General features: G+C 67.1%; 27 protein-coding genes. 13 read left to right on the forward strand and 14 right to left on the reverse strand.

What is annotated here, in order from left to right; translation table 11 throughout:
- The 6 genes from AC07Z7_RS20145 to AC07Z7_RS20170 all read left to right on the forward strand — a co-directional run.
- Positions 1-938: DNA polymerase III subunit gamma/tau C-terminal domain-containing protein (locus AC07Z7_RS20145; RefSeq protein ID WP_494767441.1), on the forward strand; the 938-nt coding region annotated here is incomplete at its 5' end.
- A 253-nt stretch (positions 939-1,191) separates the two neighbouring features.
- Positions 1,192-1,524 (forward strand): YbaB/EbfC family nucleoid-associated protein, encoded by a 333-nt coding sequence (locus tag AC07Z7_RS20150; RefSeq protein WP_055398201.1) that lies wholly within the window; start codon positions 1,192-1,194, stop codon positions 1,522-1,524.
- A gap of 251 nt (positions 1,525-1,775) precedes the next feature.
- Entirely contained in the window at positions 1,776-2,366 is a 591-nt protein-coding gene (recR, locus tag AC07Z7_RS20155; RefSeq protein ID WP_094287923.1) for a recombination mediator RecR, read from the forward strand.
- Positions 2,367-2,460: 94 nt separating this feature from the next.
- Complete coding sequence (locus AC07Z7_RS20160) at positions 2,461-2,886, forward strand: MAPEG family protein (RefSeq protein ID WP_094287925.1); 426 nt, start codon at positions 2,461-2,463, stop codon at positions 2,884-2,886.
- A 171-nt stretch (positions 2,887-3,057) separates the two neighbouring features.
- Positions 3,058-4,113 carry an ABC transporter substrate-binding protein gene (locus AC07Z7_RS20165; protein ID WP_494767442.1) on the forward strand — a complete coding sequence of 352 codons (1,056 nt, stop codon included), beginning with the start codon at positions 3,058-3,060 and terminating at the stop codon, positions 4,111-4,113.
- Between the two features lie 210 nt (positions 4,114-4,323).
- Positions 4,324-4,476 (forward strand): DUF3096 domain-containing protein, encoded by a 153-nt coding sequence (locus AC07Z7_RS20170; RefSeq protein WP_015013605.1) that lies wholly within the window; start codon positions 4,324-4,326, stop codon positions 4,474-4,476.
- Between the two features lie 48 nt (positions 4,477-4,524).
- On the opposite strand, the gene AC07Z7_RS20175 is transcribed toward AC07Z7_RS20170, so the two are convergent.
- Together AC07Z7_RS20175 and gloB are read right to left on the reverse strand one after the other, a co-directional pair.
- On the reverse strand, positions 4,525-6,033 hold the full coding sequence (locus AC07Z7_RS20175; RefSeq protein WP_494767443.1) for a transglycosylase SLT domain-containing protein: 1,509 nt from the start codon (positions 6,031-6,033) through the stop codon (positions 4,525-4,527).
- The gene (gene gloB / locus AC07Z7_RS20180; protein ID WP_494767444.1) at positions 6,030-6,815 is read right to left on the reverse strand and encodes a hydroxyacylglutathione hydrolase; all 786 of its coding nucleotides are present in this window, start codon (positions 6,813-6,815) and stop codon (positions 6,030-6,032) included. Before gloB ends, AC07Z7_RS20175 begins: the two co-directional genes overlap by 4 nt.
- Here gloB and AC07Z7_RS20185 point away from each other — a divergent pair.
- The 4 genes from AC07Z7_RS20185 to AC07Z7_RS20200 all read left to right on the forward strand — a co-directional run bounded on the left by AC07Z7_RS20185 (position 6,814) and on the right by AC07Z7_RS20200 (position 13,045).
- Positions 6,814-7,671 (forward strand): class I SAM-dependent methyltransferase, encoded by an 858-nt coding sequence (locus AC07Z7_RS20185; RefSeq protein WP_494767445.1) that lies wholly within the window; start codon positions 6,814-6,816, stop codon positions 7,669-7,671. The genes gloB and AC07Z7_RS20185 overlap by 2 nt on opposite strands.
- Positions 7,672-7,751: 80 nt before the next feature.
- Positions 7,752-8,201, forward strand: coding sequence for a ribonuclease HI (gene rnhA / locus AC07Z7_RS20190; RefSeq protein ID WP_094287935.1), 450 nt, complete (start codon positions 7,752-7,754; stop codon positions 8,199-8,201).
- Positions 8,202-8,404: 203 nt separating this feature from the next.
- On the forward strand, positions 8,405-9,832 hold the full coding sequence (locus tag AC07Z7_RS20195) for an efflux RND transporter periplasmic adaptor subunit (protein ID WP_494767446.1): 1,428 nt from the start codon (positions 8,405-8,407) through the stop codon (positions 9,830-9,832).
- Between the two features lie 51 nt (positions 9,833-9,883).
- The gene (locus AC07Z7_RS20200; protein ID WP_494767447.1) at positions 9,884-13,045 is read left to right on the forward strand and encodes an efflux RND transporter permease subunit; all 3,162 of its coding nucleotides are present in this window, start codon (positions 9,884-9,886) and stop codon (positions 13,043-13,045) included.
- 81 nt (positions 13,046-13,126) lie between these two features.
- Here the strand turns inward: AC07Z7_RS20200 and AC07Z7_RS20205 are convergent, their stop codons facing one another.
- The 12 genes from AC07Z7_RS20205 to AC07Z7_RS20260 form a co-directional block, all read right to left on the reverse strand.
- Positions 13,127-13,453 (reverse strand): thioredoxin family protein, encoded by a 327-nt coding sequence (locus AC07Z7_RS20205; protein WP_494767448.1) that lies wholly within the window; start codon positions 13,451-13,453, stop codon positions 13,127-13,129.
- A 162-nt stretch (positions 13,454-13,615) separates the two neighbouring features.
- Positions 13,616-14,983, reverse strand: a complete 1,368-nt coding sequence (gene moeA / locus AC07Z7_RS20210; RefSeq protein ID WP_494767449.1) for a molybdopterin molybdotransferase MoeA — start codon at positions 14,981-14,983, stop codon at positions 13,616-13,618.
- Between the two features lie 79 nt (positions 14,984-15,062).
- Entirely contained in the window at positions 15,063-15,662 is a 600-nt protein-coding gene (locus AC07Z7_RS20215) for a GNAT family N-acetyltransferase (RefSeq protein ID WP_494767450.1), read from the reverse strand.
- Between the two features lie 31 nt (positions 15,663-15,693).
- Positions 15,694-16,338, reverse strand: a complete 645-nt coding sequence (gene mobA, locus AC07Z7_RS20220; protein ID WP_494767451.1) for a molybdenum cofactor guanylyltransferase MobA — start codon at positions 16,336-16,338, stop codon at positions 15,694-15,696.
- A gap of 28 nt (positions 16,339-16,366) precedes the next feature.
- Positions 16,367-16,750, reverse strand: a complete 384-nt coding sequence (locus tag AC07Z7_RS20225) for a DUF6713 family protein (protein ID WP_494767452.1) — start codon at positions 16,748-16,750, stop codon at positions 16,367-16,369.
- A 62-nt stretch (positions 16,751-16,812) separates the two neighbouring features.
- The gene (gene moaA / locus AC07Z7_RS20230; protein ID WP_494767453.1) at positions 16,813-17,949 is read right to left on the reverse strand and encodes a GTP 3',8-cyclase MoaA; all 1,137 of its coding nucleotides are present in this window, start codon (positions 17,947-17,949) and stop codon (positions 16,813-16,815) included.
- Between the two features lie 189 nt (positions 17,950-18,138).
- A complete protein-coding gene (locus AC07Z7_RS20235) occupies positions 18,139-18,804 on the reverse strand; it encodes a hypothetical protein (RefSeq protein ID WP_494767454.1) in 666 nt (221 codons plus the stop codon).
- A 23-nt stretch (positions 18,805-18,827) separates the two neighbouring features.
- Complete coding sequence (locus AC07Z7_RS20240; protein ID WP_494767455.1) at positions 18,828-19,811, reverse strand: hypothetical protein; 984 nt, start codon at positions 19,809-19,811, stop codon at positions 18,828-18,830.
- A 355-nt stretch (positions 19,812-20,166) separates the two neighbouring features.
- The gene (locus AC07Z7_RS20245; RefSeq protein ID WP_494767456.1) at positions 20,167-20,928 is read right to left on the reverse strand and encodes an SDR family oxidoreductase; all 762 of its coding nucleotides are present in this window, start codon (positions 20,926-20,928) and stop codon (positions 20,167-20,169) included.
- A 52-nt stretch (positions 20,929-20,980) separates the two neighbouring features.
- The gene (locus AC07Z7_RS20250) at positions 20,981-21,592 is read right to left on the reverse strand and encodes a DUF2889 domain-containing protein (RefSeq protein WP_494767457.1); all 612 of its coding nucleotides are present in this window, start codon (positions 21,590-21,592) and stop codon (positions 20,981-20,983) included.
- Between the two features lie 155 nt (positions 21,593-21,747).
- Positions 21,748-23,181 (reverse strand): aldehyde dehydrogenase family protein, encoded by a 1,434-nt coding sequence (locus AC07Z7_RS20255; RefSeq protein WP_094291929.1) that lies wholly within the window; start codon positions 23,179-23,181, stop codon positions 21,748-21,750.
- Between the two features lie 105 nt (positions 23,182-23,286).
- Positions 23,287-23,991: a Crp/Fnr family transcriptional regulator gene (locus tag AC07Z7_RS20260; protein ID WP_063459567.1), complete on the reverse strand. Its 705-nt coding sequence runs from the start codon at positions 23,989-23,991 to the stop codon at positions 23,287-23,289.
- Positions 23,992-24,124: 133 nt separating this feature from the next.
- Here AC07Z7_RS20260 and AC07Z7_RS20265 point away from each other — a divergent pair, with 133 nt between their 5' ends.
- From AC07Z7_RS20265 to AC07Z7_RS20275, 3 genes are all read left to right on the forward strand, one after another.
- The gene (locus tag AC07Z7_RS20265) at positions 24,125-24,649 is read left to right on the forward strand and encodes an Mpo1 family 2-hydroxy fatty acid dioxygenase (RefSeq protein WP_252658253.1); all 525 of its coding nucleotides are present in this window, start codon (positions 24,125-24,127) and stop codon (positions 24,647-24,649) included.
- 146 nt (positions 24,650-24,795) lie between these two features.
- Positions 24,796-25,674, forward strand: a complete 879-nt coding sequence (locus tag AC07Z7_RS20270) for a bile acid:sodium symporter family protein (RefSeq protein ID WP_494767458.1) — start codon at positions 24,796-24,798, stop codon at positions 25,672-25,674.
- On the forward strand, positions 25,671-26,672 hold a 1,002-nt coding region (locus AC07Z7_RS20275), incomplete at its 3' end, for an MBL fold metallo-hydrolase (RefSeq protein ID WP_494767459.1). The genes AC07Z7_RS20270 and AC07Z7_RS20275, both read left to right, overlap by 4 nt.

Below are 26,672 nucleotides of genomic sequence, written 5' to 3' on the forward strand. Positions count from 1 at the left end.
GTGCTGGCGAATCGGCTGAAAAAAAAACTCTGACGCGGCCTGAAACTGCATCCACAGGGGCTTCTGCGGCTGCGGCACCGCACCCCCTGGCGGCGCCTGCAGCGCCGATTCCCCCGGCGGCGCCTCTGGTCGCCGCCGTCCCGGTGGCTCAGCCCACACCGGCGATGCCCGTGCCACCTGCTGTGGCCCCTGTTGCGGCATCTGCCGTACCGACCCCCGCCCCCACAACAGCGGCCGTGTCGGCGCTTGATGATGGCGCTCCGGGCTTTGACGACGCCTCTTCTTCCGAGCCTCCGCCCTGGCCCGGGTCGGAGGACGATGCAGGTCCTGCAGCCGGTGCGCTGATTGCACCTACGGCGCCCGCCGCCGTCACGGCGCTGCCCGTGCGCCAGGCGCGAAATTTTGAAGAAAATCAGGCCCCTGCGCGTACTCAGCAAGCGCAGGGTGCTCCTGAATTCGTAGCAATTCCCGTGCGCGTGGCCCCCGAGCCCGGTGCGCGTTTGCAGCCAGCCCCCCATTCGGCCCCTGTGCCCGCGTCGGCCCGGTACACACCCACCGAGGAGGGCGACGTCTGGCATGCCACGGTGCAGCAGATGGTGGCGGCCGAGGCCATCAACGCCCTGGTGCGGGAGCTGGCCCTGCAGTCGCAGCTGGTGGCGCGCGATGGTGGCCACTGGCTGCTGCGCGTGGAGCGCGAGTCGCTCAACCAGCCCACCGCCCGCGAGCGCCTGCGCGCCGCGCTGGAGGCGGCAGGCCATGCCACCCAGATCAGCGTGGAGGTGGGCGTGGTCATTGACAGCCCCGCCCGCCGCAACGCCGCTGCCGCGGCCGAGCGCCAGCGCCGCGCCGAGGAAATCGTGCACAACGACCCCTTCGTGCAATCGCTGATGCGTGACTACGGCGCGAGAATCGTGCCGGGCAGCATAAAACCCGCGTGAAATGGAGCACCCCCTGAGTCGCCTTTGGCGCCTTCCCCCTCTCTCGCTTCGCGGGAGGGGGACGCTCCCAGCGCACGCAAGAGAAGCGCCGCCTACGCGGCTTGGCGGCCCTTGCGCGGGAGCACTGGTCAGGGCTGCAGCAGTTTCGACGGCCACTAACGGTGCAAAGCACAATACCGTGAATTTCGGACACTGAATTTCAGTCCCTTCGTGGGAATCGATCAACCAGAAAGAAAGCAAAGGAAACCACACCATGTTCAACAAAGGACAACTCGCCGGCCTGATGAAGCAAGCCCAGGCCATGCAGGACAACCTCAAGAAGGCGCAGGATGAACTGGCCTTCATCGAGGTGGAAGGCGAATCGGGCGCGGGCCTAGTGAAGGTGGTGATGACCTGCAAGCACGACGTCAAGCGCATCACCATCGACCCCAGCCTGCTGGCGGAAGACAAGGACATGCTGGAAGACCTGGTGGCGGCCGCGTTCAATGCGGCAGTGCGCAAGGCCGAGGAGACTTCGTCGGAGAAGATGGGCAAGCTCACGCAAGGCATGCCAGGCCTCCCCGGCGGCATGAAATTCCCTTTCTGAGGGTTGGCTACCGAGCGGGCCATCTGCGTCGTGCGTCGTTGGGCGGTGCTCGCCATCCTCACGTACTTCAAGTACGTTCCGGTGGCTGTGCTCCGTCCGCCTAGCAGCTGATCCCGCTCGCTACGCCCTTGAGGGCGGGGTGTGAAGGCAAGGACCACATGCCTGTTCTTTTTGCCTGCATCCGTTCGGGCTGAGCTTGTCGAAGCCTTGCCCAGCTCGTTCCTCACATCTTTCCTGCATCGCTCGTTTCCATGTCCACCACCAACTCACTCGACGTTCTGATCCAGGCGCTGCGCCGGTTGCCGGGGGTGGGGGTGAAGTCTGCGCAGCGCATGGCGTTTCATCTGCTGCAGCACGACCGCGAGGGGGCGCTGGCCCTGTCGCGGGCGCTTTCGGAGGCGGTGGGCACGGTGCACCACTGTGCGCGTTGTCACACGTTCACCGAGGCCGAGGTGTGCAGCACCTGCCTGGACCCGGAGCGCGATGCCACACGGCTGTGTGTGGTCGAAACGCCTGCGGACCAGTCCGCCATGGAGCGTACCGGGGCCTTCAAGGGACTGTACTTCGTGCTCATGGGGCGGCTCAGCCCGCTGGACGGGGTGGGCCCCAAGGACATCGGGCTGCAGAAGCTCATGGAGCGGGCCACCGGTGGCGAGGTGCAGGAGGTGATCCTGGCCACCAATTTCAACGCCGAAGGCGAGGCCACGGCCCATGTGATCAGCGAGGCCCTCAAGAGCCGGGGCGTGCATGTCACGCGGCTTGCACGCGGGGTGCCCGTGGGCAGCGAGCTGGAGTACGTGGACCTGGGCACCATTGCGCATGCACTGGTGGACCGCCGGTGACAGCGCCGCATCGGGGTGCCCACTAGAATACTCACAATTTAATAGCTGCTCGCGCTTGTCCAACAGGCGGTAGCGGCCAAAAAGAGTCGCAAAAATGAATACCACCATGCATGTTGCCCGGTTCACCGCTGCCTATTGGTGCGTGCTGATTGCCGCACTGCTGCCCATGGGCTGCGCCTGGCTGGCCAAGAGCGGCAGCCTGGGCAAGTCGCGCAAAGACGGCGGGTTTGACAACCATGACCCGCGCGCCTGGATGGCCCGGCAGACCGACTGGCGGGCGCGGGCCAACGCGGCGCAGGCCAACAGTTTTGAAGCCCTGCCGTTTTTTATCGGCGCAGTGATCATTGCCCACCTGCTCGGCGCCGGGCAGACGCTGCTCGACATGCTGGCGCTGCTGTTTGTGTTGCTGCGCATCTTCTACGTGATGATGTACGTTGCAGACATGCCCACGGCCCGCAGTGCCGTGTGGGCGGCAGGATTCCTGGTCAACGTGGCGATTCTTTTCATCGGTTACCGCTGACCCTGGCGTGGGCCCAGGCAGGCCGACGCACCCAAGGGGTGCATCGCCGCAAGAGCCCTTCCACATCATTTTTTTGCTTACGTAGAAACCCGCAGGGAATCTCCCTGATGCGGCCTGCCCCCCTTCGGGGCACGATTGTTGCAATGCAGCATTGTCTTTTTGCCTGACTCCATGCCCCAGTCTCTGATCACCCGCCGTGCCTTTGGCACCGTGTCCGCCGTCTCGGTGGCTGCGGTGTGTGCGCCTGCGCTGGTGCGGGCGCAGACCGATGGGGCCATGCTGGGGCGCGTCACGGTGGCGGTGGGGGGGCAGGGGGTGCTTTACCACCTGCCGCTGGCGCTGGCAGATGCACTGGGCTACTTCAGGGTGGAAGGGCTGGAGGTGGTGGTGCGCGATTTTGCGGCAGGTGCGCTCGCGCAGCAGGCCGTGCAGGAGGGGGCGGCCGATGTCTGCTCGGGGGCTTTCGAGCATGTGCTGCGCGCCCACGTGCGGGGCCAGTCCTACCGTGCGCTGGTGCTGCAAGGGCGTGCGCCCCAATTGGCCCTGGGGGTGTCGCTGCGCTCGCTGCCTGCCTACAAGGACCTGGGCGATCTGGCGGGGCGGCGCATCGGTGTGTCGTCGGTTGGCTCATCCACCCACCTGGCGGCGAGCCTGATGCTGGTGCGTGCGGGCCTGTCGCCCCGGGACGTGGCGTTTGTGGGCGTGGGTTCGGGCACCAACGCGATGAATGCGCTGCGCTCGGGCCAGGTGCATGCGCTGTGCCATGCCGACCCGATCATGACGCTGCTGGAGCAGAAGGCCGACACGCGCATCGTGGGCGACCTGCGTTCGCTCAAAGCCGCGCAGCAGCTGGTAGGCAGTGGCACCCTGCCTGCGGGCAGCCTGTATGCGCCCCAGTCGTTTTTGCAGAAGCAGCCTGCCCAGGCCCAGGCGCTGGTCAACGGCATCGTGCATGCGCTCAAGTGGCTGCAGACGGCGGGGCCGGCCGACCTCGTCAAGGCGGTGCCTGCTGCATATTTGATGGGCGATCGGGGGCTGTACCTGGCGGCCTTTGGCCGCGTGCGCGAAACCTTTTCGCCCAACGGCCTGATGCCGGACGACGGTCCGGCCACGGCGTTGCGCATACTGGCGCGCGTGCAGCCCGAGCTGGCCGAAGCCAAGGTAGAGCTGGCACGCACCTACACCAACGACCTGGTGCGCAAGGCGCGCCAGAAGTACAGCGTCTGACCCCAGCGCCCTGTGCTTCGGGCCGCCATGGTGCGGTCTGCGGAATGGGGCTTTTGTACCGGGGGAGTCGCCCGAAACAGGGGCTGGTTTGGACTACAGTGCAGGGGCGTTTGCCAAGGTGCAATCACCGGCGCGCCCCAAGGCAGTTGCGGCCAGTTCACCTGGCCCTTTGGCCCTTCACACCCTCATTGATTTTTCCAAGGACTGACCATGTCGCTGAGCCTCAGCATCGGCCCGCTTGTTTCCCTGATCGCAGGCATCCTCATTCTGGTGATGCCGCGCCTGCTCAGCACCATCGTGGCGCTGTACCTCATCATCATGGGCATCCTGGGGCTGCTGGGGATGCACACGCTCCGGTTCTAAGTTTCGCCCGGCGGGGTGGCCCATGCCGCCAGGGGCCCCTCTTCGCCATCAACGGCGTTTGACCTTGGAAGGGGTACCGCCCTTGCGGGCGGGGGCGCTTGCGGCGCGTTTGCTGGCGACTCCGCGGGTATTGGCCTGCGCTTGCCGCACAGGCAGGTACACCACCACCTGCTGCCCCACCTTGAACGCGGCATTGGCGCGCACATCGTTCCAGTCAGCCACGTTGGCGGCGGTGAGCTTGTAGCGCCGTGCAATGCTGGCCACGGTTTCGCCCTTGCCAGCGCGCACCGTGGTGCGGCGGGTGACGATCTCGGGTGTCAGCGCCACCTGCCCGTTGTCGGCAAGGTGCGAAGACACATCCTGCCTTGTGGTGTTGGCGCGCGGCACCATCAGGGCCGAGCCTGCCTTGATCAGCATGCGCGGCGGGATGTTGTTCATGCTGCGCAGGTCGGCTTCGCTCATGCCCACGCGCTGCGCGGCCTCCGCCACGCTCATGGTGGTGGGCACGGACCACACGGTCCAGCTCGCGTACTGGCCCTCGCGGCGGGCTTCGAGGTTGCGCTGGAAGACCTTGGCGTTGTCCCAGGGCAGCAGGATCTGGGGTGTGCCCGCCGCCAGGATCACGGGGCGCTTGTAGGAAGGGTTCAGTGCGCGGAAGTCTTCTTCGCGGATGCCTGCGAGCTGGGCCACCAGGGCCACGTCGATGTCGTGCGTGATGTCCACCGTCTGGAAGTACGGGTGGTTCTCGATGAGCGGCAGCTCGGTGCGGAAGGCATCCGGGTTGGCCACGATGTTTTTCACGGCCTGCAGCTTGGGCACATACATGCGGGTCTCGGCGGGCATGTTGAGGTCGGTGTAGCTGGTGCCCAGGCCCTGTTTCTGGTTGCGCGCGATGGCCCGGCCCACGCTGCCTTCACCCCAGTTGTAGGCGGCCAGGGCCAGGTGCCAGTCGCCGAACATGTTGTAGAGCTTCTGAAGGTAGTCGAGCGCTGCGCGCGTGGAAGCGAGCACATCGCGGCGGTCATCGCGGAAAGCGTTCTGCTTGAGGTCGAAGTAGTTGCCCGTGGCGGGCATGAACTGCCACATGCCCGCCGCCTTGGCGCTGGACACGGCCTGGGGGTTGAACGCGCTCTCGATATAGGGCAGCAGGGCCAGCTCGGTGGGCATGCCACGCCGCTCCAGCTCTTCAACAATGTGGAACAGGTATTTGCTGGAGCGCTCGGTCATGCGCTGCATGTAGTCGGGGCGGGTGGCGTACCACTGCTCGCGGTCCTGCACCAGCTCGTGCTGCAGGTCGGGCATGGCAAAGCCGCGCCGGATGCGGTCCCACAGGTCGGCCGGAGCCGACAGCGAGGCCACTTCGCCGCTGCTGGCCTGGGCGGCCGTGATCGGCTTGAGTGGCCCGTTGGGAATCAGGGGGGTATGGGTGGAAGAGCGTGCAGTGCTGGGGATGGTTTTGGTGTCGGTGCCCGCCTGGTCGGGCGAGGGGCCCCCGGTGGTGGCGCAGCCTGTGAGCCAGAGCAGGCCCGCCAGGCAGGCGATGTGCAGAATTTTCATCGGAATTCGTTCTTCCATTGGCGCAGGGCGGCCAGCACCGCCACGGCATCGTTTTCAGGCACCTGCGCGTCGTGGTCCCGGGCGGCCTGGGCCACCGTGGGTTGTCTGACGCGCAGGAAAGGGTTGATGTCCCGCTCCAGGTCCATGCGGGACGGCAGCGTGGGCTGCTGCTGTGCCCGCAGGGCCTCGCATTGGCTGCTGTAGTGGAGCAGGGCGGCGTTGCCAGGTTCCACAGCCCGCGCAAATTTCAGGTTGGAGAGGGTGTATTCGTGGGTGCAGCACACGCGGGTGTTGCTGGGCAGGGCGGCCAGCTGGTCCAGCGAGTCCAGCATCTGCGCGGGCGTGCCCTCGAACAGGCGGCCACAGCCGCCAGAGAACAGGGTGTCGCCGCAGAACAGCAGGGGCGCGCCGTCCATGGCCTCGCAGTAGTAGGCGATGTGGCCCGCAGTGTGACCGGGCACATCGATCACCGTGAAACGCAGGCCCAGCACATCGTCCCCTTCCACCACATCGCCGTGCGCCAGGCGGACCAGGGGCTCGGGAATGCGCTCGCGCGCCGGGCCGTAGACCCGTGCGCCGGTGGCTTCGCGCAAGGTATCCACGCCGCCGACATGATCGGCATGGTGGTGCGTGACTAGAATGGCCTGCAGGCCCAGGCCTAGTGTGTCCAGGGCCTGCATCACGGGTGCTGCGTCGCCCGGGTCCACAACGATCGCCTGGCGGCCGTCGTGCAGCATCCAGATGTAGTTGTCGGTAAAGGCGGGCAGCGGCAGCAAGTTCATGAGCGATCAAATTATAGGTTTGCACCACTGGTTCGATTCCCCGCCGGGCCGGTACCTGCTGGCGTGGGAGCAGGCGCGCTTTGACGAGGCCGTGGTGGACATTTTTGGCTACCACAGCCTGCAGCTGGGCATGCCCCTGCTGGACGGCCTGCGCGCCAACCGCATGCCCTACCAGTGGCTGGCACTGGGGCAGGAGGGGGTGGGAGTGTCTGAGCCCATCGCCTCTGCGCCAGCGGGTGAGGAGGGCACAGCCCCTTTGCGGCAGCACACCGTGGACCTGCTTGCCGAGTCCGTGGCCCTGCCGTTTGCCGATGCGAGCCTGGATCTCATCGTGTTGCCCCACACCCTGGAGTTGAGCATCGACCCCCATGCCACGCTGCGTGAGGTGGAGCGGGTGCTGATGCCCGAGGGGCGCGTGGTCATCAGCGGGCTCAACCCCACCAGCCTGTGGGGCCTGCGCCAGCGGCGCGCGCGGCTGTACCAGCGACTGGGGCGGGGCACCTTGTATCTGCCCGATGTGGGCGAGTTCATAGGCTACCGGCGCCTTCGGGACTGGCTCAGGCTTTTGAGCTTCGAGGTCGAATCGGCCCGTTTTGGCTGTTATCGTCCCGCGGTGCGCAGCGCCCAGTGGCTGGAGCGCTTTGGCTGGATGGACCCTCTGGGAGAGCGCTGGTGGCCCATCCTGGGCGCGGCCTACTTTCTGGTGGCGGTCAAGCGGGTGCATGGCATGCGCCTGCTGGAGCCCGCATGGCGCAACCAGCGCCAGCGGTCTGCCGCCACGGTGCCTGTGGCCAACCGGGCGGGCGGCCGGGTGCCCGCCGCCCATGTGTCCCCGGTCCGGCGCGACCGAACATAGACAATCCCCCACCGGCCGCCACGGAGCCCCTTGACCGGGCCCTGGTGGCCATGACTGAACAACGAGAGCAGGAACACAGTTTGAACCAGGTAGAGATATACACAGATGGCGCCTGCAAGGGCAACCCGGGCCCCGGCGGATGGGGGGTGCTGCTGCGCGCCGGGCAGGTCGAGAAGGAGCTGTTTGGCGGTGAGCTGGGCACTACCAACAACCGCATGGAACTGATGGCCGTGATCGAGGCGCTGTCGGCCCTCAAGCGCCCCTGTGCGGTGACGCTGTTCCTGGACAGCGAATATGTGCGCAAGGGCATCACCGAATGGATCCATGGCTGGAAGGCCAAGGGCTGGCGCACCGCCTCCAAGCAGCCCGTCAAGAACGTCGAACTGTGGCAGCGGCTGGATGCCTTGGTGAGCACCGGCGGCCACCGCATCGAGTGGCGCTGGGTCAAGGGCCACTCGGGCGATCCGGGCAACGAGCGCGCCGATGCGCTGGCCAACCGGGGCGTGGACAAGGCCCTGGGGCGCGGATGACCTCGGCGCGGGTTCGGTGCCACGAAAGAGTGCACAGGCTCAGCCACCAGCCCCTTCGGGGGCTTTTTTGTTTTTGGGCGTGTAAAGCCTGCGTAAAACCGCCGCAATTGACCTTGGGGTCTTGCCAAAGTTGGCTGCAGCACAAGACACGCACTGATACATTGTTCGATTGCATTCCCCACACCACCTGGTTTCACTGACCCATGGCGTCCAAGAACAAGTTCATCGTTTTCGCTGTCATCGGCATTGCCGCCGCCTCGGGTGCCGCCTGGTGGCTCCAGAAACCTGCGCAGCCTGCGCGCACCGATGTGTCTGCGGCCGCCGGTGGGGGGGCACCAGCGGGTGGGGCCGCGCGGGGTGCCAGCGCTGCAGGTGGCGCCGGTGGTGCGGGCCGCCCCGTGGCGGTAGAGGCCGTGGCCGTGCGGCAGATGGCCCTGCGCGACGATGCCGAGGCTGTGGGCAGCCTGCGGTCGCGCCAGAGCGTGATGCTGCGGCCCGAGGTGGGGGGGCGCATCACGCAGCTCAACTTCCGCGACGGCCAGCGCGTGCGGCGCGGGCAGGTGCTGGTGCAGTTTGACGACCAGCTGCCTCGGGCGCAGATCCAGCAAAGCCAGGCGGAGCTGTCCATCGCCCAGGCCAACCACAAGCGCAACCAGGAGCTGGTGGCCCAGGGCTTCATCAGCCAGCGCTCGGTGGATGAAAGCGCGGCCAACCTGGAGGTGGCGCAGGCCAAGCTGGCCCTGGCGCAGGCCACCGCCCAGCGCCTCAAGATCGTGGCCCCCTTCGATGGCATCGCAGGCATCCGGGGGGTGAACGTGGGCGACTACCTCAAGGACGGCGCCGACATCGTCAACATCGAAGACCTGGACGCCGTTTATGTGGACTTCCGCCTGCCCGAGCGCCTGCAAAGCAAGGCACGCACCGGCCAGACCGCCCAGGTGGCGTTTGATGCGCTGCCCGGCGTGCGCTACGCCGCCGTGGTGCAGGCCATCAGCCCACAGATCGATGCCGACGGCCGGGCCATTGCGGTGCGTGGCTGCATCGATAACCGCCGCCTGCAACTGCGCCCGGGCATGTTCGCCCGTGTAACGGCTGTGTTTGCAGAGCGCAGCGATGCGCGTGTGGTGCCGGAAGAAGCCATCGTGCCCGATGGCAGCAGCCCCTACGTGCTGAAGATTGTGGAAGGCAAGGAGCCCGGTACCCGCGTGACGCGCCGCACACCCGTGCAACTGGGCGCCCGCGCGCCGGGCCTGGTGGAGGTGGTCGAGGGGCTGAACGCGGGCGACCTGGTGGTCACCGCCGGTCAGCAGCGTATCCGCAAGGACGGTACCGAGGTGCGGGTGGTGGAGCTGGGCAAGCAGGGCGCCGGTGCTGCGCCCTCCGCCGCGCGCCCGGCCTCGGGCCCTCGGGGGGGCAGTGCGGCGGGCGTGGCCGATGCGCCTGCGGCTGGCGCATCGGGTGCGGCCGTTGTGGCGGCCGTGGCCACGGCGCCAGCTGCCCCGGCTGCGCCCGCAGCGCCCACGGCAGCCCCAGCCAGCGCCCTCGTGGCCCCGCTGCCAGGCCCCAATCCATGCCAGGTGGCGGCCAACCCCAGCCAGCCAACACCAGCCGGCAAGCGGTCTCCCGCATGAAGGCCGGTTTGCTGCCTGGTCACCGCTCTTTTCTGACGCCCCTGGACTGCCATGCAACTCGCTGAAATCTCCATCCGCCGGCCGGTGTTTGCCACCGTGCTGTCGCTGCTGGTGCTGCTGATTGGTGCGGTGAGCTTCACGCGCCTGTCGGTGCGCGAATACCCCAAGATCGATGAGCCCGTGGTCACCGTCAGCGTGCGCTACGCGGGCGCCTCGGCCGAGGTGATCGAGTCGCAGGTCACCAAGCCCCTCGAAGACTCGATTGCCGGGATTGATGCGGTGGATGTGATCACCTCCATCAGCCGCGCCGAGCAAAGCCAGATCAGCGTGCGCTTTCGCCTGGAGAAGGACGCCGACAATGCCGCAGCCGAAGTGCGCGACCGCACGGCGCGCGTGCGCAACCGCCTGCCAACGGCCGTGGACGAGCCGGTGATCGCCAAGGTCGAGGCCGATGCCTCGCCCGTGATGTGGCTGGCGTTCAGCAGTGACACGCGTAGCCCGCTGGAGATCAACGACCTCATCAACCGCATCGTCAAGCCCCGCCTGCAAACCGTGACCGGCGTGGCCGACGTGCCCATCTACGGCGAACGCAAGTACGCCATGCGCGTGTGGCTGGACCCGGAACGCATGGCCGGCTATCGCCTGACCACGCAGGATGTGGAAGACGCGATCCGCCGCAACAACCTGGAGCTGCCCGCCGGCCGCATCGAATCCCAGCAGCGCGAGTTCAGCGTCACCTCCCAGACCGACCTCAAAACGCCTGCGCAGTTCTCCAGCATCGTGATCCGCACGGTCAACGGATTTCCCGTGCGCATCCAGGACGTGGCACGGGTGGAAGAGGGCGCGGCCAGCGACCGCAGCCGCGTGCGTCTGAACGGTCGCGACGCGATCTCGGTGGGCGTGATCCGCCAGGCCACGGCCAACCCGCTGGAGCTGTCGCAAGGCGTGCGCGCCATGCTGCCCTTGCTCAAGGCTGACCTGCCTGCGGACATCGGCGTGGACATCGCCAATGACAACTCCCTGTTCATCGACCGCTCGATCAAAAGCGTCTACACCACGATTGCAGAGGCCGTGGTGCTGGTGGCCCTGGTGATTTTTGTGTTCCTGCGCACCTTCCGCGCGTCCATCATCCCCATCGTCACCATCCCGGTGAGCCTCGTGGGCAGCTTTGCGCTGATGTCGCTGGCGGGGTTCTCGATCAACACCCTCACGCTGCTGGCGCTGGTGCTGGCCATCGGCCTGGTGGTGGACGACGCCATCGTGATGCTGGAGAACATCTACCGCCACATCGAAGAGGGGCTCGATCCGTTCTCCGCCGCCATCAAGGGCGCACGCGAGATCGGCTTTGCCATTGTGGCCATGACGCTCACGCTGGTGGCGGTGTATGCACCGCTGGCCTTCACGCCGGGCCGCACCGGGCGCTTGTTTGTGGAGTTTGCGCTGGCGCTTGCCGGGGCGGTGGTGGTGTCGGGCTTCGTGGCGCTCACGCTCTCGCCCATGATGTGTTCGCTGTTGCTCAAGCACAACCCCAAACCCAACTGGTTCGACCGCTCGATGGAGCGCTGGCTCACCGCGCTCTCGGACGCCTATGGCCGCCTGCTGCGTTGGATCGTCACCGCGCGCTGGAGCGGCGGCAAAGGCGCCGGGGCGGGTGGTGGCGTGCGGGGCGCCATCTTCCAGGCCCGCTGGATCGTGGTGGGCGTCATGGCCTTGAGCGGGCTGGCGCTGGCGCTGGTGTTCCCCACCATGCGGCAGGAGCTGTCGCCGCTGGAGGACCGGGGCACCATCCTGGCCAGTGTCACCGCGCCCGACGGCGCCACGCTGGACTACACCAACCGCTACGCCCTGGAGCTGGAAAAGATCGGCACCACCTACCCCGAGTTCGACCGCGTGTTTGCCAACATCGGCAACCCCACGGTGGCGCAGGGCAGCGTCATCTACCGCACGGTGGACTGGGAAAGCCGCAACCGCACCACGCTCGACCTGGCCAAGGAACTGCAGCCCAAGGTGGCCGGCCTGCCGGGCGTGAACGCCTTCCTGATCACGCCGCCGTCGCTGGGCCAGGGTTTCCGTTCGCGGCCACTGACCTATGTGATCCAGACTTCGGACAGCTACGAGAACCTGAGCAAGGTGGTGGCCGCCTTCATGGCCGAGATTGCGCAGAACCCCGGCATCGTCGGCCCCGACGTGGACCTGCGCCTGAACAAGCCCGAACTGCGCATCGAGGTCAACCGCGAGCGCGCGGCCGACCTGGGCGTGAGCGTGGAAGTGGTGGCCAAGGCCATCGAGACCATGCTGGGCGGCCGCACCGTGACCCGCTACAAGCGCGACGCCGAGCAGTACGACGTGATCGTGCAGACCGAGGCGCGGGGCCGCACCACCCCCGAGAACATCGACACCATCTATGTGCGGGGCCGCAACGACGCGATGATCCCGCTGTCCAGCCTGGTCACCGTGCGCGAAAGCGTGAGCCCGCGCGAGCTGAACCACTTTGGCCAGCGCCGCTCGGCCACCATCACGGCCAACCTGTCGTCCGACTACTCGCTGGGCCAGGCCATCACCTTCATGAACGAGACGGCCGCCAAGGTGCTCAAGCCCGGCTACACCACCGACCTGAACGACACCTCGCGCGAATTCAAGAACTCGCAGGGCGCGCTGGGCGTGGTGTTTGTGCTGGCGCTGGTGTTCATCTTCCTGGTGCTGGCCGCACAGTTCGAGAGCTTCATCGACCCGCTGGTGATCATGGTGTCGGTGCCGCTGTCGATGATCGGTGCGCTGCTGGCGCTCAAGTGGAGCGGCGGCTCGCTCAACGTGTATTCGCAGATCGGTCTGATCACGCTGGTGGGCTTGATTACCAAACACGGCATTCTGATCGTGGAGTTCACCAACCAGCTGCGCGAAGAAGGCATGGAGATGGTGGATGCGCTGGTCAAGGCCTCGGCCCAGCGCCTGCGCCCCATCCTCATGACCACCGGCGCCATGGTGCTGGGCGCCATCCCCCTGGCCCTGGCCAAGGGCGCTGGCGCCGAGACGCGCATGCAGATCGGGTGGGTGATTGTGGGCGGCATGTCGCTGGGCACCTTGCTCACGATTTTTGTGGTGCCCACCATGTACACCCTGTTTGCTCGCAAGGCGGTGCCGGGGGCGAATACGGCTGTAGCGGCCGAGGAGCCGGAGCATCCGCTGCACCCGCACGACTATGTGGCCAAGTAGCCCTGGGCCTGGTGCACAGGTTTCTGTGCACGTCGAATAAAAAGAAGCCCCGTCGGGGCTTCTTTTTTTGGTGTTTCAGGGCTACGCCACAGTGGATTGCACAGCGTTTGTTATGTCCTGCAGCGCCTGCGGCCGCACAAGCCGCGCCACTTCCTTGCCGTCCTTGAGGAACACCAGCGTGGGCCAGAGCTTCACGCCAAACGTGCGCCCCAGGCGCTGGCCCGGGCCGTCTTCCACCTTGATGTGCGACAGGTTCGCCTGGTCCTTCAGGGCCTGCTCGATCAGCGGCTGGGCGCGCTGGCAATGGCCACACCAAGGGGTGCCAAATTCGACCAAGGTGGCGCCGGTCAGGCGGTCCACGTCGTCGCGGGAAGGGGGTTGTGCAAGGTGCTGAGCGGCGTAGGGCATGGGTGCGAAGGTTGCTGCAGAAATGCGTAGATGGCCATTGTGCGGCGCTTCGCCCGCTCGGCATGCAACTGGCGCGTCCCCGGCCCGGGGCGCCGAGCAAGGGCTGCCCCGCGGCGAGGGCGTCGTCCCCTCTGGGGAAGGCGCGAAGCGACACATGGGGTGTTAAATGACCCCGTCAAACACCATCACATCCACCATGTCACCCACCGCCACATTGCCCTGCCCATGGTGCAGCACGATGAGACCATTGGCCTGCACCATGGAGCTGAGCACGCCCGAGCCCTGGTTGCCCGTGGTGCACACCTGCAGCGTGCCGTCGGGTGCCGTGGTGACCAGGCCGCGCTGGTATTCCGTGCGCCCGGGTTTCTTGCGCATGGCTTCCGTGCTGACGGCGCGCAGCAGCGGCGGGGCAGTGCGGGTGCATCCCGTCATGCGCAGCAGAGCGGGGCGCACAAAGGCCAGAAAGGTCACCATCACCGCCACCGGGTTGCCGGGCAAGCCAAAAAGCACGGCGCCAGCACCAGAATGTGAATCGCTATTATTTTGATAGCTATCAGGGCTTGATGGTTGCGCGGTGGAGGCTGTTTTTTCTTCAAATCCAGCACCAGCAATGCGCCCCACGGCCATGGGGCGGCCCGGGCGCATGGCGATGCGCCAGAAGGCCACGTCGCCCAGCTTCTTCATCATGGTGCGTGTGTGGTCGGCCTCGCCCACACTCACGCCGCCGCTGGTGATGATGGCGTCGGCCTGCTGGGCCGCCTGGCGGAACGCGGCCTCGAGCAGCGCGGGCTCGTCGCGCACCACGCCCAGGTCGATCACCTCCACGCCCATGCGCGTGAGCAGACCGAAAACGGTATAGCGGTTGCTGTCGTACACCGCGCCTTCGCGGGGCGCCTCGCCCAGGCTCAGGATCTCGTCGCCGGTCGAAAAGTACGCCACGCGCAGGCGGCGCACCACCATCACGGAGGGCAGGCCCAGGCTGGCCACCAGGCCCAGCGCTGCGGGCGTGAGCAACTCGCCACGCGCCAGCGCCACGCCGCCTTCCATCAGGTCTTCGCCCTTGAAGCGGCGGTTGTCACCCCGCTGCAGCACATCGGCGGCGATGGTGATGTGCAGGGCTGCGTCCGATGTGGTCGAGGTGGTGAACTCCTGCGGCACCACTGTGTCGAGCCCCGCAGGCATGATGGCGCCGGTCATGATCTTCACGCACTCGCCCGCCGCCACGCTGCCCGTCCAGGCTTTGCCCGCCAGCGCCGTGCCCACCACGCGCAGCGTGAGGGGCTGGCCCTTGGCCAGTTGGGCGCCCGCAAAGGCATAGCCGTCCATGGCCGAGTTGTCGTGCGGCGGCACGCTGATGGGCGACACCACATCGCGGGCCAGCACGCGGCCCAGGGCGTTGAAGAGGGGCAGTTCCTCGGTGGCGGTGACGGGCTCGACCAGGCGGTCCAGGAACGCGTTGACGTCGGCGGCTTTCAGGGCCTGGGGGTCGTAGCCCTGCAGTTCTGCGGCGATCTGGGCAATGGTCTTCATGGGGGTCAACAACAAAAGTCAGGTATGCCGCGCAGCGAGTGGCTCGTCAATGTCTTGTCAACGGCTCGTCAATGGCTTCTTACTTGGAGCGGCAGGCGGGAAAAGGGTCGGGGGTCAGCACCAGCAGCATGTGCAGCTTGTCATAAGCCACGTTGTCCACCATCACGGCGCGTGGCAGGAGGCCCCAGGCGCTAAAGCCTGCTTGCTCGTACAGCCGCACCACATGGGTGTTGGAGGCCGTTACCGTGAGAACCAGTTGCGTGAGGCCCGGTACATTGCGCGCGGCCTGCACGCAGGCGGCCACCAGTTGCTGGCCAATGCCCCGGCGCTGTGCGCTGGACGCCACCATCATGCCCACCACGGTGGCGCAGTGGCGTTGCTTGGCGCGTTGCTCGCGCTCGCAGCCCACGCAGCCCAGCAACTGGCCTGCAGCATTGAACGCGCCCAGAAAGAACACGCCCGACTCCAGCGGGCCAAAACGCACGGCGTATTCCTGGGCCGGGCGGCCCACCGACGCGGCGTAGTCCGAGGTGAATGCATCCGGGGCGGTGCGCAGCGCCTCGTCGCGCAGGGCCTTGTAGGCCACGGCGTCGGCAGCCACCAGGGGGCGGATATGGATGGCGTTGGCGGCGGCCGCAGCGGCAACAAAGGTGGTGGCGGGTGGCAGTGGCTCGGTCATGGCGGGGTGTTTGTGGCGGGCCGGGCAGCCGTCAGGGCTGGGATGGGCTTGCGCTTTCCAGCGCTTGCAGCTCGGCCAGGGTGTTGGCGTTGAAGAACGCCTGCGGGTCATCGCCCGGCTGGTCAAACGGCACCATGGCGCAGCGGTGCCGGGCTGTCCAGGCGTCAATCTTGCGGCCACCGGCCTGGGTGAAGGCGACCAGGCTTTCGAGCAGGTCCACGCGCAGCAGGCAGAACACGGGCTGGGGGCGTACCTGGATGTGGCCCTGGCCATCATCCTCGGGTGCGGCGGCCATGGCGATCTCGGCGCCTTGTGCCTCCGCTGCAGCGGCCAGGCGCTGCGCCAGGTCCAGCGGGAAGAGCGGGGTGTCGCAGGGCACCGTCAGCAGCCACTGCGTTTCGCAGCGCTCCAACCCGGTCAGAAAACCCGCCAGCGGGCCTGCATAGTCGGCCAGCACGTCGGGCCACACGGGCGCGCCAAAAGCCTCGTAGGCCGCCAGGTTGCGGTTGGCATTGACCATCACGTTGCCGGTCTGCATCTGCAGCCGCATCAGCGTGTGCAGCGCCAGCGGCAGGCCGCGAAAGTTCTGCAGGCCTTTGTCGACCCCGCCCATGCGGGAGCCCCGGCCACCGGCGAGGACCAGGCCGGTGATGTCTTGGGTTTCAATCTTGGTCATGTAGCGCGGTGGAGCGAAAAACAGAGGGCTATGGCAGCGGCCGGGCACGCAGTGCGGTCAACTGCAAGCACGAAAGGATGGCCGTGCCGACAAGCAGGCCCAGCGACACGGGTTGCACAAAGGCCTCGTGTCCCAGGGCAAAAAACAGCCCGTGGATCACCACCGTCAGGGCGCCGAGGCAGGGCATGAGCTTGTAAAACATCAGCGCCGCCGAGCCTTCGCCACGGGCCACTTGTGCCTGTGCATACAACACCAGCGCAATGATGGGCAGGTTGAGCAGCAGGTTGACCTGGTTGCCGCCGGGGATGTGAAACAGCTCCCACTCGTGCCAGAAAGCGGCGTCGATCTGGTGGGTGACCAGGACGGTGGCATTGGCCAGGAACAGTGCGCGGTGTTTGGGTTGAAGGGGCATGGGGGCAAGAACAAGACGAGGATCGAAGCAGCCGATGGTGCCCTAAAAAATCGGCATTTCGCCTACCCACCGATGTAGCTCATCTCCACCCGGCGTGCGCCCTGGGTGGTGTCCGCTGGCAGGCTGCTGCGCAGCTCCGAATAGCGGTCTGTGCGCTGCTGCCAGATGGGTGCGATGGCGGAGGCAATGGCTTCGTCGCTGGCGCCGCCGCGCAGCAGGGTGCGCAGGTCGTAGCCTTCGGACGCAAACAGGCACAGGTAGAGCTTGCCTTCGGTGGACAGCCGCGCGCGGTTGCAGTCGTGGCAGAAGGCCTGGGTCACGCTGCTGATCACGCCGACCTCGCCCAGGCTGGGGTCGTGCTGGCCCGTTGCGTTGGCATAGCCCCAGCGCTCGGCGGTTTCGCCGGGGCTGCTGGGGTCCAGCTGCACCAGCGGCAGTTCGGCGCGCAGGCGCTCGATCAGCTCGGCCGAGGGCAGCACCTCGTCCATGCGCCAGCCGTTGGTGGCGCCCACGTCCATGTATTCGATGAAGCGCAGCGTGGTGCCCGTGCCGCGAAAGTGCCGCGCCATGGGCAGGATCTCGTGTTCGTTGGTGCCGCGCTTCACCACCATGTTGACCTTGATCTGCGACAGCCCGGCCGCGTGCGCCGCCTCGATGCCTGCCAACACGTCGGCCACCGGAAAGTCCACATCGTTCATGCGGCGGAAGACAGCGTCGTCCAGGCCGTCCAGGCTCACCGTCACGCGGTTCAGGCCTGCGTCTTTGAGCGCCTGGGCCTTGCGCGCGAGCAGTGATCCGTTGGTGGTCAGGGTCAGGTCGGGCGCCACGCCGTCCACGGTGCGCAACTGGGCCAGTTGCGCTACTAGGTCTTCGAGGTTCTTGCGCAGCAGGGGCTCACCGCCCGTGAGGCGGATCTTGCGCACGCCATGGGCCAGAAAGAGCCTTGCCAGCCGCGTGATTTCCTCAAAACTCAGCAGCGCGCCGTGGGGCAGGTAGGGGTAGTCCTTGTCGAACACTTCCTTGGGCATGCAGTAGTTGCAGCGGAAGTTGCAGCGGTCCGTGACGCTGATGCGCAGGTCGCGCAGCGGGCGGCCCCGGGTGTCGGTGAGCTGGCCCGTGGGGACCACCGGGTGCGTGGGCACCCGCGCCGCCAAAGCGGCGATGCGTTGGTCCACCAGAGGAATCACACGTTCGGCCATGGCGTGATTTTGCCGCATGGGCCCCGCCCCGGGGGCAAGCCCCTCTGCGCGGAGTTGATGGCGGTCAAGTTTTGCCCTGGGCGGCAGCGGGGCTGCCCTTGGCCAGGCGGACTGCGGTCGAAATGCTGCATCGTGGCAATCTGCAATAGCTGTTTGCCGGGTTGAAGGCTGGCGACGCGCTGAGCCCCCTCAGCCTTTTCGGGTGGAGGGCTGGACGAAATCCGCCAAACGGCAATCGCGCCCCACCAGCACCAGCCGCGTGTCCAGTGCGTCGAAAAATCCGGGTGGAGGTGGCAGCGGCAACTGTTGCACGCGTTTGTGCTCTGCAATGCGCACCGCTGCCAGTGTGTAGTCGCGCGCCAAGGACATCCACAGGCCATGGGCGCCTGCCGATTGCCGTGCACCGGTCATGAGGCTGCGGCCCGAGTCCAGCCACCAGCGGTAGATGGCGGTGGCAATGCCCATGCGGCGGTAGCCGTGTGCCACCTTGGTGTGCGGCGCGCGAAGGTGGCGGTCGGTGTGCCGGTCCACCTCCACCAGCCGGTTGAACACTGTGTAGGCCACGATGCGGTTGCGCAGCGGGTCGATGGCATAGACAAACACCTCGCCGTCGGCCTCACGCATGCGAAGCACCAGTCCGTGCAGGTGCAAAGGCAGCGGCTGCATCGCATCGCGCGTGCGGTGGTTGGTGCGGATGCGTTCGTGCAGGGCGTCAAATTCGCGCTGGATGTCGCGGCCCGACAGGTCCACGTCGATGCGCAGTTCGGCCAGCCACTGGGCCCACTTGTCCAGCAGGCCCAGGCCGGGCCATGGGTTGGCAGCAGTGTGGGGGCCGCCGGTGGCAGTGCCAGGCATTGGCAGGCTGCAAGCGCTGGCCATCATGGCGTGCTCCCCAGGCCCTCGGTCCAGCAGCCGCTGAGCAAGCGCGCAGGTTGTTCGCGGGCGCAGACCTGGGCGCTGTGGGGCCAGTCGGGCAAGCGCACATCCAGGCCCGCATACACGCCGTAGGCTTCTCCCGCGGCAATCGTTTCTCCCGCCCAGAGGCTTTCGCCTGCACGGATGGCTCCACCGGCGTGGATGTGTCCACCGGCCCGCACGCCCCAGCCCACCTGCAGGTGGCCCTTGCAGTCCAGGTCGCCCGCCACCTGCAGCCCGCGCGTGGCTTGCACCTCTGCATCGCAGTGCAAATGGCCGCCCGCCTTGATGCCGCCGTTGCAGTCCAGCGCGCCCATCGCGCGCAGGTCCTGGCCCACGGTGCAATGGCCATCGATTTGCACCGTGGCCCCGCCGTCCAGCTCCCCACCCACGCGCAGGCTGCCCATGCATTGCAGCCGCTGCGCCACCGCCAGGGACCAGCCCACGCGTGCGTCGCCGTGTATGCGCGCGCTGCCGTCGCAGCGCACGGCGCCCGCTACGCGCAGGTCTTCGCCCACGCGCAGTGCACCGCCCACCCGCAGGCCGCCCTGCACGCGCAGGCTGCGGCCGGTGCGCAGCACACCGTCCACGTCCGCGCTGCCCCGGCAGTGCACGTTGCCCGCAAACACCAATGCGTCTGTCTCCAGGTGGTCCACCTCCAGCACATCGTTGGTGGGGCCGAACTGGTCCAGCATCCAGCAGGCGTCGTCCACCCGACCTTCGCGCACCAGGTCGTCCAGCAGGGCCTGGTAGTTGCTCGCACCTTCCTGGCGGCGCAGGTACCAGCGGTAGCCGTCAGCGCAAGGCCGCTTGGCGCGGATGAAGTGGCGGGTGATGTCGGTGGCGGCGGCCGCGCTGGCGATGGCCGTATCGGCGGGCGGGCTGCGTGTGGGGGCGCATTGGGCGCAGGGGGTGAGCGAAATCTCGCCGGAAGGAAACGGGGGCATGAGCACTCCTGGAGTCCGCGCCCCGGCGGCAGTCACCAAGGCGCAAGCTGGCGCTGGGCAATGGGCCCGGCGACAGGAAGTGCGCGAAAAAACGGAGGGGGTGTCGCCGGGCTCAGGAATCTGCAGCAGGGGTGCAGAGAGCGCGGTCACCGGCCTGGAGCGTGGCCTGCGAGCGTGCAGCACGGCGCAGCGGCGCGGTAGCGCTGGCGGCTGTGGCGGTGGAGTGGCTCGCAAACATCGGCGGCACTATAGGCAGCGGCCTCAGGTGCGTCAAATCAATCCGCACTGCATTGGTGCGGATTGGGCGCGCGCCACGGCAAGTCATGTTGGCTTGCGGGCGCGGTTGGACGCGTGCTTACACGCAGCGCCCGCCATCCACCTCGATGCACACGCCATTGATGAACGATGCCTCTTCGCTCGCCAGGTACAACGCGGCGTTGGCCACGTCCAGCGCGGTGGAGAAGCGGCCCAGCGGGATGGTGGCCAGGAACTTGGCGCGGCGCGCATCGTCCACCGGGCCGCCCGCAAACTCGGCGGCCAGGCCCGTGTCGGGGTTGAACACGGGGTTGATGCAGTTCACGCGGATGTTGTCGGGGCCCAGCTCGGCCGCCATGGACTTGCTGGTGATGATGACGGCGCCCTTGGAGCCGTTGTACCAGGTCAGGCCCGGGCGCGGGCGCAGTCCGGCGGTGGAGGCGATGTTGATGATGCTGCCGCCACCGGCCTGGCGTAGCGCGGGCACGGCGTGGATGGCGCTCAGGTAGATGCTCTTCATGTTGATGGCATAGACCTTGTCGAACTCCTCCTCGCTCACTTCAAGCATGGGGCGGTTGCGGTGCGTCCAGCCTGCGTTGTTCACCACCACGTCCAGGCGGCCGTACAGGCGCACGGCCTCATCGACCATCGCCTTGACCTGGGCCGAGTTCGTCACGTCGGCCTTGAAGAAGGCGGCGGTGCCGCCTGCAGCCGTGATCTCGGCCACCACGCGCTGGCCGCCCGCTTCGTTGATGTCGTTCACGATGACCTTGCCACCCTCAGCGGCCAGGCGCTTGGCAATGCCTTCGCCAATGCCGTTGCCGGCGCCGGTGACGATGATGGATTTGTTCAACACGCGCATGGAAAAGGTCTCCTTGGGATATTCAAAAAAGATAGCTGCTTGGGCTTGCCTGTCAGGCGCCAGGGGCCAATTTGACTGATATTTCAGGGGCTGGGGCGGGGCTGGCGGCCAGGGGCGGCGCAGGCACGCGGCCATAAAACTGCGGGAAGTATTCCTTCACGCCGTTGCCGTTGAAGTCCCAGCCTGTGCACTGGCCCAGGTGGCGCGGTGGCTCGTCGGGATTGCTGGACGAAAAAACGGCGGGCACCGACTGGAAGGCGGCGGTGGCCAGGTTGAACAGCAGCTCGCGCAAGTGCGTGCAACTGGCCACGCCGCCCAGATGCTTCTGAATGGCCTGGCGCCAGCCGCGCGCCATGCTGCAGCCCACCATCTGCTGCAGCGCGGCCTGGGCCTCGGTGCAACCCTTGAGCGGGTGCGAATCCATGGCCACATCAATGGCCTGCACCACCAGCTGGCGGTTGACCGTGACACGTAGCCACATGTGGTGGATGGCCTCGCCCGCGAGACGCTGTTTGGTAGGGTCGCGGAACGAGGTGGCGTCATAGGCCTTGCTGTCGTGCAGCTCACCCTCGATGTCCCACAGGCCATCGTCGCGTTCAAAGCCCTGGTAGTTCACCCGGCGGACATGCTTCAGGGTGCGGGGGGCGGGGGGGCTCAGGGGCATGCGCTTCTATCGTGGCTGGTAGCGAGTGACTGAAACTGGCGTGGCACTAAGCGAGTGCCGCCGCGCAAGGGCCGCCAAGCCGCGTATGCGGCGCTTGGCTCGCGTGCGCTGGCGGCGTCCCCCTGTAGGGGGAAGACGCGAAGCGGCTCAGGGGGTTACCCATATTTGATGGCCACCGTCTTCAAGGTGGTGAAGCCGTACAGTGCTTCAAAGCCCTTCTCGCGTCCGTAGCCGCTGGACTTGACGCCGCCAAAGGGCAGCTCCACACCGCCCGCGGCGCCGTAGTTGTTGATGAACACCTGCCCGCTATGTACGCGCTTGGCCATGCGGAACTGGCGCGCGCCATCGCGCGTCCAGATGCCCGCCACCAGGCCGAACTGCGTGGCGTTGGCTAGCTCCACCGCGTGGTCTTCGTCCTGGAAGGCCATGGCCGACAACACGGGGCCGAAGACTTCCTCCTGTGCCAGCCGGTGCTGCACCGGTACATCGCGCAGCAGGGTGGGGGCCTGGTAGTAGCCGGTCTCGGGGGCTTCGTCCACCACCACGCCCTGGGCCACCATGGGGATGCCTGCGACCTGCGCGTCGGACAAAAAATCCCACACGCGCTGTTGCTGCGTCTGGCGGATCAGCGGGCCCACGTCCAGGTCCATGGCAGCGGGGCCCACGCGCAGGGCCTCAAAGGCCTTGCCCAGGCGCTCCAGCAGGGGCTCGTAAATCAGCGAGTCGATCAGCACACGCGAACCGGCCGAGCAGGTCTGCCCGGCGTTCTGCACGATGGCGTTGATGACCACGGGTATGGCGGCATCGAGGTCGGCGTCGGCAAAGATGATCTGCGGGCTTTTGCCGCCCAGCTCCAGCGTCACGGGGCAGTGGCGCTCGGCGGCCACCTGCTGGATCAGCGTGCCGATCTTGGGGCTGCCGGTGAAGCTGATGTGGTCGATGCCGGGGTGGCGCGCCAGCGCGTCGCCCACCTCGTGGCCGTAGCCGGTGACGATGTTGAGCGCCCCCGAGGGGAACCCCACCTCGGCTGCCAGCTGCGCCACGCGGATCAGCGAGAGGCAGGCGTCTTCGGCTGGCTTGACCACGCACACATTGCCCGCCGCCAGGGCGCCGCCCACGCTGCGGCCGAAGATCTGCATGGGGTAGTTCCAGGGAATCACATGGCCCGTGACGCCATGGGGCTCGCGCCAGGTCAGCACGCTGTAGCCGTCGGGGTAGGGGATCGTCTCTCCGTGGAACTTGTCGCAGGCACCGGCGTAGAACTCGAAGTAGCGCGCCAGCGCAATGGCGTCGGCGCGCGCCTGCTTGGTGGGCTTGCCGCAGTCGCGCTGCTCCAGCGCTGTCAGCTCGTCCGCATGCTCCAGGATCTTGGCCGAGAGCTTTTGCAGCAGACGGCCGCGTTCCACCGGGGCCAGCTTTTGCCACACCGCGTTGTAGCACTGGCGGGCCGCATGCACCGCCGCGTCGATGTCGTCGGCGTTGCTGCGCTGGATCTCGTCGAAGGGCTGGCCGTCGGACGGGTCGATCACAGGGATCGTGCGGCCCGAAGCGGACGGCACCGAGGCGTTGGCGATGTAGTTCAGTTGCATAGCCGTGATTGTGCCCGGAAATGGAATGTGTGCTTAGTATTTGGATGAAAAGTGCCGCTACCGCGCGACCATCAAGCGAATGCAGCTATTGTTTTAATAGCGATTTCAGTAACATGCCGCGCGCAGGGCCGCTAGGTCCAGGATTTCCACCTCGCCGCGCTGCACCCGCACCAGGTGGCGCGCCTCCAGGTCTTTGAGGATCTGGTTGGTGGTCTGGCGCGAGATGGCCAGCATCAGCGACAGCTGCTCCTGCGAGATGCCGATCACCCGGCGCGACTGGCCCTCGGCGTTCCACTGGCCGTAGCCCTCGGCCATCATCACCAGCCGTCGCGCCAGGCGCTGCGGTGCGGGCAGCAGGGCCAGTTCTTCGATGGCCACAAAGGCCGTGCGCAGCTTGTCGGTGAGCAGCAACGCCAGCGCATGCCAGTGCCCGGGGTGGGCCTGCAGCCAGGCCTGCAGCCGTTCGTGCGGCACCTGCACCAGCGTGCTGGCCTCGGCGGCATGGGCATCGTGCGTGCGGGCCGAGCCGTCAAACACCGAGATCTCGCCAAACCAGTGGGGCGGCTCCAGCCGCGTGAGCAGCGCCGAACGCGCCTCATGCGCCCGCCCGCCCGTGCCCGAAATGCTGATCGCGCCGCGCACCACGGCATACAGCCCGCAGGGCGCATCGCCGCGCAAAAAAAGCACCTCGCCCGCCTGCAACTGGCGCACATGCGCCATGGCGATCAGCGGCTGGGCAAAGTCGGGCGGCAGGTGGGCAAACCAGCGGCCGGACTGGAGGACGGGCAGATAGGTGGCGGGGTCGGTCATGCAGTGCAGATTGGGCGCGAGGCGGGGTGGGGCGGTGCCGTGGGAGTGTGCCTTTTTGTCGTCTGCACGACAGACGCTGGCAAGGCCCCGGGGCGAGTATTGATGCTGCTCAAAACAACAGCCGGAGACACCCATGAAAACCCTGATCGACCATCTGGCGCAGTACGCCGACTACCACCGCGACCCGCGCAACATCCACACCCATTTTGTGGGCGTGCCCATGATCATGTTCGCGGTGGTCATCCTGCTGTCGCGCCCGACCTGGATGGCGGGCGCCTTGCCGCTGAGCCCCGCGCTGTTCGCCGCGCTGGCGGCCAGCGTTTTCTACTTCCGGCTGGACACGCGTTTTGGCCTGGCCATGGCCACGCTGCTGGCGGCCATGCTGGTGGGCGGCCAATGGGTGGCGTTGCAGAGCATGGCGGTGTGGCTGGCCACGGGCATCGGCCTGTTTGCCGTGGGCTGGGTGATCCAGTTTGTGGGCCACTACTACGAGGGCCGCAAGCCCGCGTTTGTGGATGACCTGGTGGGCCTGATCGTTGGCCCGCTGTTTGTGGTGGCCGAGTGGGCGTTTGCGCTGGGCCTGCGCAAGGAAGTGCAGGCCGCTATCGAAGCGCGCAGCGGCCCGGTGCGCCTGCGCACGGGGCAGGCTGCTGCCTGAGCGCTCGGGGTCTTACACCCTTCTTCCGTCCCTTGCCGCTGGTGCGGATCTGCGCCGCCTGGTCCCTCGCTGCGCGGCAGCCCTTGGCTCCGCGGTCCTTACCTCATTGAATGGAGCGCGGCCGCCGTGGCCGCGTATGTGTTTCCATGAATTTTGTTTCCATCCTGCCCACGCTGCTGTTCATCGCGCTGGGCCTGGTCATGTTCGGCCTGGGCCTGTCGCTCACGGTGGGCGACTTCACGCGCCTGCTGCAGCACCCGCGCGCCGTGGTGCTGGCCCTGGTGCTGCAGGCGCTGGTGCTGCCCGCCGCGTGTTATGCGCTCATCGTGCTGCTGGGCGTGGCGCCGCTGTATGCCGTGGGGCTGATGCTGCTGGCCGCCTCGCCCGGCGGGGTGTCGGCCAATCTGTTCAGCCATTTGTTCGGCGGCAACGTGGCCATGAACATCTCGCTCACGGCCATCAACACCGTGCTGTCGATCATCAGCCTGCCGCTCATCACCAACTGGGCCATCAACACCTTTGCGCACACCGGCCAGGTGGTGCCGCTGCAGTTTGGCAAGGTGGTGGAGGTGATCGTCATCGTGCTCGTTCCGGTGGTGCTGGGGATGTGGGTGCACCGCCGCGTGCCTTCGTTCAGCGCACGCATGGAAAAGCCCATGAAGATCTTCAGCGCCGTGGTGCTGGCGGCTTTTGCACTCATCGCGATCGCCAAGGAATGGTCGGCGCTGGTTGAATCCTTCGCGGGCATCGGCCCGGCGGTGCTGCTGTTCAACGCCATCAGCCTGGCATCGGGCTACTACCTTTCGCGGGCGGCGGGGCTGGGCAAATCCATGGCCACGGCCATCAGCTTCGAGATCGGCATCCACAACTCCACGCTCGCCATCTTCATCGCGCTGTCGGTGCTGGACAACTTCCAGCTCGCACTGCCCGCAGCCATCTACTCGGTCAGCATGTACCTCATGGCCACGCTGTTTGGCACGCTGGTGCTGCGCCGCAAGGGCGTGGCCGAGGCCCGGGCCGCATGATGCGGCGCGCCGTGGTGGTGAAGAGGGCCTTGTGGGCGCTGGCGTTGCTGGTGCTTTGTGCGCTGGGCGCGCTGGTCTGGGCCCTGCAGCAGCACCCGTCGCTTCAGCCCTATGCCGATTTGCAGTGGAAGGCGCCCAGCGGCGGAGGGGTGCCACCGGGCCTCAAGGTGACGTTTCTCGGCGTGTCCACCGTGCTGCTGGACGATGGCGAAACAGCGCTGATGACGGACGGGTTCTTCTCACGCCCCGGCAAGCTGCAGACCTTTCTGGGCCAGGTGGAGCCGGACATGCAGGCCATCACCCAGGGGTTGCAGCGCGCGGGTTTTCCGGGCGGGGTGGGCAAGCTGGCAGCGGTGATCCCGGTGCATTCGCACTACGACCATGCGATGGACGCCCCCGAGGTCGCCCGCCGCACGGGGGCGCTGCTGCTGGGTTCCGAGTCCACCGCCAACGTGGGGCGCGGCGCAGGCCTGGCAGAGTCTAAGATCCGTGTGGCACGGCTCGGCGAGCCGCAGCAGTTTGGCCGCTTCACGCTCACGCTGTACCCGAGCCGCCATGCGCCCACGGGCTTTACAGGCGGCGAGATCACCGCGCCGCTGCGCCCACCCGTGCGTGCCAGCGAGTACAAGGAAGGCCAGAGCTACGCCCTGCACGTGGCGCATGGCGGCCGCACGTTGCTCATCGTGGGCAGCGCAGGCTTCGAGCCCGGCGCCCTGCGCGGCGTGCACGCCGAAGTGGTGCTGCAGGGCATCGGCGCCCTCGGCCCCCGGCCCGAAAGCTACCGCGATGCGCTGTGGACCGAAGTGATCGCCGACGTGGGCGCCCGGCGTGTCATCCCCATCCACTGGGACGACTTCTGGCAACCCCCGGGCCAGCCCATGGTGCCCATGCCACCGCCGCTTGACGACTTTGACGCCTCGATGGCCTTCCTGCGCGACCGTGGCGCACGCGAAGGTGTGGAGGTGCGCCTGCCGCTGGAGTGGCAGGCCATGGATGTG

Source organism: Acidovorax sp. GW101-11A03 (genome assembly GCF_059424825.1).

Excerpts from the sequence above, each read along its gene's own strand:
- AC07Z7_RS20150 (WP_055398201.1), top strand. The coding sequence starts at position 1,192 with ATGTTCAACAAAGGACAACTCGCCGGCCTGATGAAGCAAGCCCAGGCC.
- recR (WP_094287923.1), top strand. The coding sequence starts at position 1,776 with ATGTCCACCACCAACTCACTCGACGTTCTGATCCAGGCGCTGCGCCGG.
- AC07Z7_RS20160 (WP_094287925.1), top strand. The coding sequence starts at position 2,461 with ATGAATACCACCATGCATGTTGCCCGGTTCACCGCTGCCTATTGGTGC.
- AC07Z7_RS20165 (WP_494767442.1), top strand. The coding sequence starts at position 3,058 with ATGCCCCAGTCTCTGATCACCCGCCGTGCCTTTGGCACCGTGTCCGCC.
- AC07Z7_RS20170 (WP_015013605.1), top strand. The coding sequence starts at position 4,324 with ATGTCGCTGAGCCTCAGCATCGGCCCGCTTGTTTCCCTGATCGCAGGC.
- AC07Z7_RS20175 (WP_494767443.1), bottom strand. The coding sequence starts at position 6,033 with ATGAAAATTCTGCACATCGCCTGCCTGGCGGGCCTGCTCTGGCTCACA.
- AC07Z7_RS20185 (WP_494767445.1), top strand. The coding sequence starts at position 6,814 with ATGAGCGATCAAATTATAGGTTTGCACCACTGGTTCGATTCCCCGCCG.
- gloB (WP_494767444.1), bottom strand. The coding sequence starts at position 6,815 with ATGAACTTGCTGCCGCTGCCCGCCTTTACCGACAACTACATCTGGATG.
- AC07Z7_RS20195 (WP_494767446.1), top strand. The coding sequence starts at position 8,405 with ATGGCGTCCAAGAACAAGTTCATCGTTTTCGCTGTCATCGGCATTGCC.
- AC07Z7_RS20200 (WP_494767447.1), top strand. The coding sequence starts at position 9,884 with ATGCAACTCGCTGAAATCTCCATCCGCCGGCCGGTGTTTGCCACCGTG.
- AC07Z7_RS20205 (WP_494767448.1), bottom strand. The coding sequence starts at position 13,453 with ATGCCCTACGCCGCTCAGCACCTTGCACAACCCCCTTCCCGCGACGAC.
- moeA (WP_494767449.1), bottom strand. The coding sequence starts at position 14,983 with ATGAAGACCATTGCCCAGATCGCCGCAGAACTGCAGGGCTACGACCCC.
- AC07Z7_RS20215 (WP_494767450.1), bottom strand. The coding sequence starts at position 15,662 with ATGACCGAGCCACTGCCACCCGCCACCACCTTTGTTGCCGCTGCGGCC.
- mobA (WP_494767451.1), bottom strand. The coding sequence starts at position 16,338 with ATGACCAAGATTGAAACCCAAGACATCACCGGCCTGGTCCTCGCCGGT.
- AC07Z7_RS20225 (WP_494767452.1), bottom strand. The coding sequence starts at position 16,750 with ATGCCCCTTCAACCCAAACACCGCGCACTGTTCCTGGCCAATGCCACC.
- moaA (WP_494767453.1), bottom strand. The coding sequence starts at position 17,949 with ATGGCCGAACGTGTGATTCCTCTGGTGGACCAACGCATCGCCGCTTTG.
- AC07Z7_RS20235 (WP_494767454.1), bottom strand. The coding sequence starts at position 18,804 with ATGCCTGGCACTGCCACCGGCGGCCCCCACACTGCTGCCAACCCATGG.
- AC07Z7_RS20240 (WP_494767455.1), bottom strand. The coding sequence starts at position 19,811 with ATGCCCCCGTTTCCTTCCGGCGAGATTTCGCTCACCCCCTGCGCCCAA.
- AC07Z7_RS20245 (WP_494767456.1), bottom strand. The coding sequence starts at position 20,928 with ATGCGCGTGTTGAACAAATCCATCATCGTCACCGGCGCCGGCAACGGC.
- AC07Z7_RS20250 (WP_494767457.1), bottom strand. The coding sequence starts at position 21,592 with ATGCCCCTGAGCCCCCCCGCCCCCCGCACCCTGAAGCATGTCCGCCGG.
- AC07Z7_RS20255 (WP_094291929.1), bottom strand. The coding sequence starts at position 23,181 with ATGCAACTGAACTACATCGCCAACGCCTCGGTGCCGTCCGCTTCGGGC.
- AC07Z7_RS20260 (WP_063459567.1), bottom strand. The coding sequence starts at position 23,991 with ATGACCGACCCCGCCACCTATCTGCCCGTCCTCCAGTCCGGCCGCTGG.
- AC07Z7_RS20265 (WP_252658253.1), top strand. The coding sequence starts at position 24,125 with ATGAAAACCCTGATCGACCATCTGGCGCAGTACGCCGACTACCACCGC.
- AC07Z7_RS20270 (WP_494767458.1), top strand. The coding sequence starts at position 24,796 with ATGAATTTTGTTTCCATCCTGCCCACGCTGCTGTTCATCGCGCTGGGC.